The organism is Hydrogenimonas sp., from assembly GCF_029932565.1.
Taxonomy (GTDB): Bacteria; Campylobacterota; Campylobacteria; order Campylobacterales; family Hydrogenimonadaceae; genus Hydrogenimonas.
The window spans coordinates 27,189-32,981 of the sequence record NZ_JAOZPV010000009.1 but is presented as its reverse complement, the minus strand read 5'-3'; the positions used below and the strand labels follow the sequence as shown (position 1 = coordinate 32,981).

The 5,793-nt window shown below is 49.2% G+C and carries 6 protein-coding genes and 1 other RNA gene; 2 read left to right on the top strand and 5 right to left on the bottom strand.

The annotated features are described in order from the left end of the window. Positions 1-160, top strand: a 160-nt coding sequence (locus Q1K24_RS02490) for a chorismate-binding protein (RefSeq protein ID WP_300365464.1), incomplete at its 5' end; no start/stop codon positions are given. A gap of 176 nt (positions 161-336) precedes the next feature. On the opposite strand, the gene upp is transcribed toward Q1K24_RS02490, so the two are convergent. From upp to Q1K24_RS02465, 5 genes are all read right to left on the bottom strand, one after another. After that, positions 337-960 (bottom strand): uracil phosphoribosyltransferase, encoded by a 624-nt coding sequence (gene upp / locus Q1K24_RS02485; protein ID WP_300365455.1) that lies wholly within the window; start codon positions 958-960, stop codon positions 337-339. A gap of 257 nt (positions 961-1,217) precedes the next feature. Beyond that, positions 1,218-2,780 (bottom strand): OprD family outer membrane porin, encoded by a 1,563-nt coding sequence (locus Q1K24_RS02480; RefSeq protein ID WP_300365452.1) that lies wholly within the window; start codon positions 2,778-2,780, stop codon positions 1,218-1,220. 369 nt (positions 2,781-3,149) lie between these two features. Then, positions 3,150-3,523: a transfer-messenger RNA gene (gene ssrA / locus Q1K24_RS02475) on the bottom strand. Positions 3,524-3,660: 137 nt separating this feature from the next. Next, entirely contained in the window at positions 3,661-4,401 is a 741-nt protein-coding gene (trpA, locus tag Q1K24_RS02470) for a tryptophan synthase subunit alpha (protein WP_300365449.1), read from the bottom strand. A 6-nt stretch (positions 4,402-4,407) separates the two neighbouring features. Continuing rightward, positions 4,408-4,800, bottom strand: coding sequence for an Hpt domain-containing protein (locus tag Q1K24_RS02465; RefSeq protein WP_300365446.1), 393 nt, complete (start codon positions 4,798-4,800; stop codon positions 4,408-4,410). 102 nt (positions 4,801-4,902) lie between these two features. Here Q1K24_RS02465 and panB point away from each other — a divergent pair, with 102 nt between their 5' ends. Further along, the gene (gene panB / locus Q1K24_RS02460) at positions 4,903-5,697 is read left to right on the top strand and encodes a 3-methyl-2-oxobutanoate hydroxymethyltransferase (protein ID WP_300365443.1); all 795 of its coding nucleotides are present in this window, start codon (positions 4,903-4,905) and stop codon (positions 5,695-5,697) included. Positions 5,698-5,793: the final 96 nt, after the last annotated feature.

Here is a 5,793-nt window from a genome sequence, read left to right as displayed (position 1 = left end):
CATTTTCGACGGGAAAAGTGTGGAGAGTGCCGTGATGATCCGCTTCATTGAGCAGACATCTGAAGGTTTGGTCTATAAAAGCGGCGGCGGCATCACGATCGACAGCGATGTGGCAGCGGAGTATCAGGAGATGATCGACAAAGTATACCTGCCGGTTTAAGTGGACAGTGAGGAGTGAGGAGTGGGAAGTGGGAAGTGGGAAGTGGGTCGTGTTTTTGCATGAACGGTGCTTCACGTGGAGATCGTTAAAAATAAAAGTCGCGTAGCGACCATTCTCGATAATACTTCCCACTTCTTACTTCCCACTAAGCGAAGCGTCTCACTCCCCACTTTTTTCTATTCCGGCGTATTGAACGCCCGATCCCCCGCATCACCGAGTCCCGGAACGATGTAGGCATCTTTATTGAGAATCGGGTCGATCTGGGCAATATGGATGTCGACATCCGGAAACGCGGCCGACGCCTTTTCGACACCCTCTTTCGCTCCGATTACATTGAGTGTCAAGATCTTCGCGGGCTTGCGCCTTTGTATAAGCTCCAGCGCATCGTGCAGCGATCCTCCCGTCGCCACCATCGGGTCGACAACGATGACCACTTTGCCGGACAGATCGGGAACACGATCGTAATAGAGCCTGCTTTCATGCGTCTCTTCATCCCGTTTCATCGCCAGAAACCCGCCTTCGATATCGCCGAGCGTCTCCATGACACCCTCCTGCATCGGCAACGCGGCACGGAGTATCGAAATACAGGTGATCCGTGTTTCGTCGATGAAGGTACCGACAAAATTGCCCTGCCATGTCGGAACCTTCTTTTCCATCAGAGGCAGTGAATCGTACGACTCGGCCAGCAGCTGTTTGGTTATCTCTTTGAGGAGCCATCGGAACATGAACGCATCGGTATGGGCGTCACGCAGACGGTTGACGAGATGCTTTACAATGGGGGAAGTGCTTTCGGAAATCATATGTCACTCCTTTTGGAGTAATGATATCACAGGTAGGATATAAACCCTTTCGATCCCGGGCCACCCAAGCTCAAACCCTGGAAAATCTTCAACAGACAAATTGGGGTTGCAAAATGGGGCTTGTTGACGCGAATAGAGATCCTGAACGGCAAAAGGTGAAAGAAAACCGGAGATCACCCTACCCCTTTCATTTCAACTTCGATCAAAGACAACTGCTGAACAGCCGCGACACGGCATGGATCTTTGCGCCAGATTCGTCAGAAGAGATAATTGAGTTCGAAACGGTATTCATTGTAGGATGGGTCCGTCGTACTTGTACCTGAATCGGTGACAACTTTATCGTCATCCGCCATGACAAAGGCCATTCGCACCCGTGCTTCCAAACCGGGTAGTGCTGCGATCTTTTGTATGGCGTCCAAATGCAGGACTGTTCGATCCGTCGGTTGAAGATTGATGGTTTGTCCCGATTGCAAACGTCCTCTCTTGCCATCGTCATAATCCTCGTATGCCAATCGGAACATCGCCGTCAAGCCCGAAACGATTCCGGCTTTTCCAAAGTCGTAATCGCCGCGCAGCATAAAGGTTGTCGTATTGGCCATCCAATTGTACTGCCCCATCGCGCGGGTAAATCCTCCGGTAGGGAATCCCCGCCACGGTGCTACGATATCGGCTTTATCGGCAATTTTGGAATAACCCAGACGTACTTTCCACGGTGCGTCGCTTTTCAGATCGACGCGCGCGGCAAAAAGCCAACTCTTCAGTGATTCCGGGTCATCGTATCCAAAGTCGTCACCACCACTGTAATTGGCCAAAACTCCTGTCAAACTCGCTCCTCCGATATCTCCCCCTCCGTTATCGAACTGATACATATAGCGGATGCCGGGTATGATGTTGAAATCACCCGCTTTGAATGTGTAATGTGCTTCACCGGTCAGATCGTAAAGAACATCCGGCACACCGGTATAATTGACCATGACTTTCAGGTTGTCGATCGACTGGTTCCAAATCTCGGCAACAATCAGATCGTGATCCGTCTCCTCTCCGGCATTTTCAAAGTTCTGATATGACAAACCCCTATGGACTCCGGCATCGTCGTTGTTGCCCCACCTTTCGCCATCCGAATTTTTGAAAGTGATGAGATCATGAAACCGGGTATGGTCACGAAGCTTCTGTTTCGTCAAATAAGCCAGTTTGATTGCGGTTTTGTGGACATAGTCCGATGTCAGCGTATACCCCTCGAACGTGTTGGGAATCATTTTCGTATCGTTGCTCTTCGTCAGAAAACTTTCGAATTTCTGCCGCCCGAATCTGAAGTTCGACTTGGCGAATTTGTACTCCAGAAAGAGTTGGGCAAGCACATTCATATGCCAATCATCCGAATTCCATACATCGTAGCGGCTCAATACATCTTTGCCTGCTTTTATATACACAACATCCTCGGCATCCATGTGCCACGGATTTTGACTGGTATATCCATCAAGAGTGAAGCCAATGCCATGATAGTATGCCGATTTGTACATCAAACTGGCTCCCAGTCCGGCTGACCAATTATCTTTTCTCAACTTTTCTTCCGTACCGTTGATGATGGCTATCGGCTCTTCCGACCAATCCCAATAAAAAGTATTGAGACGCAAGCGTCCGTAAAACTCCCCTTCCATCAGCATATCTTTCAGCGTATCGACTTCCGACGGCACGACATTGTAAACCAAGACGCGATTCGCTTTCAACGATCTCTTCGGCACATCGCCATCATCGGCCATGACATCCGTCAATAGAGTACCGATCATCAAAGCTGCCATACTCAGTCGGATAATTTTCATCTGTTTTCCTTTTTCTGAATCGCGGGAATGTGAGAGTAGTTGTTTAGAACCCATCTCTTTTTCCGTTTCACCATCTTGATATTCGATCTATCTGTCTTATATCGACCTCTTTTTTCCTTGATAAAATCGGCCATACTCTCATTTTATCTACAGGTAGTTCCACAGAGCCTATTGTGGCGCACCAATTTCTGCAAAGAAAAATCTATTCATAATATACATGCTCAAAATCAAAAATCTGGTCCGGCATCGGCTTAAGAGAAAAATAGAGGGAAAAAGATGGTAAACAACAGAGTCCAGAAAATCTCTCTATACAACATGTCTATCGCGTCATGGAATGGAGAATCTGTTATAGAAGAGTTTGAAGTCACTTGGTGGAGTTGAGGGGAATCGAACCCCTGTCCAGAAACAAGCAACTCCTGGCGTCTACATGTTTAGACGACATTGCTATGTTTGACACAGCTTCGCGCAATGTCCAAAGCTACGCTGTGCGAGCCTCGAAAGTTCGTCTGCAGGCGAGACACCCTGCAGATATAGCCATAAGCGTGTGATACTCCCAAAATCTGCCTATATGGCGTCAGCAGTGAGAGCAGCCCTAAAGGTTAGTTAAACTTACGCAGCGTATGCGTAAGCAGGGCGGTAATTTGTGTTGTTTGCGTTTATTGCAATGTGAACAGTGATTACGGGATGTTCAACCCGACATGCAGCCAGGAATCGCCTGCTCCTGTCGAAGCCAAGTCAACCCCATTTTGAAAAACACGGCAACAGAGCAAAGCTCTTTATGCCTACGCTAACGCTGAGTTCGCTTCAGCAGCGGGCTCACGCGCAGCCAAACCGCGCTTCTTCAAAATAAAAGCGCAGGGCAAACAACGTATTCTTGCCTTTACTCGTTGATCAACTCCTTGATCTGACGGGCAAGTGCGGTTATCTTATCAATCTTTTGTGTGTTTGTCAAGTTTTCTTTAAGCAAAATTCTGACAAAAGCACTGCCGACGATGACACCGTCGACACCCTTCGCTTTCTCTTTCGCCGTCTTTTCGTTCACGCCAAAACCGATATAGAGTGGCGTATCGGTATGTTCACGAACGGCGGCGATAATCGGTTCCAGCGATTCACTTTTCTCTGCACCGGTAATGCCGGCATAGGCGACCATGTAGATGAACTTTCTGGCATCTCTGACAAGTTCGGCAATTCGCGCCCGCGAATCGGTCGGTGCCACGAACTCGATAAGCGCCACACCCTTTTTATCGAATTTTGATCGGTAGGTCGCACCCTCCTCATGGGGAAGGTCGGGAATGATGAACCCACTTACACCATATTCCACCGCTCGGTCCAGGAAAAAGTCGATACCTCTATGATAGAAGGGATTGAAATATCCCATCCACAATGTATCGATTTCCGGTGCGATGGTTTCACTCACCTCCAGCAGATCGGCCATTTTGAAGCCATTGCGCAGGGCGAAGAGATTGGCCGCTTCGATGACGGGCCCGTCGGCAACGGGATCGGAAAAGGGTATGCCGAGCTCCAGCGAATCGACACCCGCCTCGGCCAGCGAAAGTGCCAAATCGACGGTAAACTGTTTCTCCGGATATCCGGTCGTAATATAGGCTACAAGTTTTTTCAAAGGTCGTTACTCCGGTATTTTCAATATCTTCGGACTGGTGTCTTCGAGTTCCCCGTCATTGCTGATCTGCAGATACCAGTCGCGCAACTGATCGCTTACCACCAAAAGCCAGTCTATAATCTCGGCATCGACGTTCGAACTGTTGCTGCGAAGCCTCTCCATCATCTCCTCGGCCAGTTCGGCGACAAGCTGAATACGCTCCAGTCGAAGAAACGAAGAGGCCGATTTGATATTATGGAAAAGACGGAAAAGTTCATTGATTTTTTCATCGCGCAGCGGCTCTTTTTCAAGGGCGATAATAGTCGGTTCCATAACCTCGGTCATAATATCGAAATGATCAAGAAATTCATCGACAATATCATAATCGAACTGCTGTTCCAACCGAGTCCGGATGCCCATAGACACCTCCCGTTTGATTGCAATTATACCACTTTTACCTTTTTTTGGATAGAATCACCTACTTTCAACGAAGACGGCTGAGCCTGTCAGGATGGATAGGAAATGGGGAAAAAAGAGACGATCACATCACTGAAAACGGCAAAACGTGACCGTAAACTGGTTATGATCACTGCCTACGATGCACTTTTCGCATCACTGTTTGCCGATGCGGCGGATCTACTGCTCGTAGGGGACAGCCTCAACATGAGTTTTCTCGGTGAACCCGACACCCTGTCGGCAACACTCGATCAGATGATCTACCATACCCGCGCCGTCTGCAACGGCGCACCGGAAAGTTTCGTCATCTGCGACATGCCTTTCGGCACCACCAATACCAAAGAGGAAGCTCTTGCCAATGCCGTCAGAGTTTTTCAGCAGACCCATGCCGATGCCGTTAAAATAGAGGGAGGCCTCGAACGGGCGGAACTTGTGGAACATCTGTGCAGCAACGCAATTGCCGTCATGGGCCATGTGGGGCTCATGCCCCAATCGGTTCGCTCCGAAGGGGGCTATATCGTCCAGGGACGTGACGAAACGAGTTTCGCGAAAGTCATCAAGGATGCCAAAGCGATCGAAGCCGCCGGCGCGTTTGCACTGGTTGTCGAGGGTGTAACGCCTGATCTGGGGCGTGCGGTGACCAAGGCAGTCTCGATTCCGGTCATCGGCATCGGTGCCGGAAAGGATACCGACGGACAGGTACTCGTATGGTCCGACATGCTGGGCTTTTTCGAAGCCTTCAAACCCAAATTCGTCAAACGCTATATGAATGGGGCAGAAGCGGTGAGAGAAGCAGTCGGAAAGTACGCCGAAGAGGTGAGAAACGGCATTTTTCCAGCGGAGGAGCACTGCTACAAATGAATGAAGAGTTAAGAATGAAAAATGAAGAGTTGAAGGAAGTCGCTTCGCTCCCTTTGATTTTCAATAGTAGCTGGCATCCTATACTGTTCACTGTTC

Coding starts and splice junctions, on each gene's coding strand:
- panB (WP_300365443.1), top strand. CDS start 4,903: ATGGGGAAAAAAGAGACGATCACATCACTGAAAACGGCAAAACGTGAC.
- upp (WP_300365455.1), bottom strand. CDS start 960: ATGATTTCCGAAAGCACTTCCCCCATTGTAAAGCATCTCGTCAACCGT.
- Q1K24_RS02480 (WP_300365452.1), bottom strand. CDS start 2,780: ATGAAAATTATCCGACTGAGTATGGCAGCTTTGATGATCGGTACTCTA.
- Q1K24_RS02465 (WP_300365446.1), bottom strand. CDS start 4,800: ATGGGCATCCGGACTCGGTTGGAACAGCAGTTCGATTATGATATTGTC.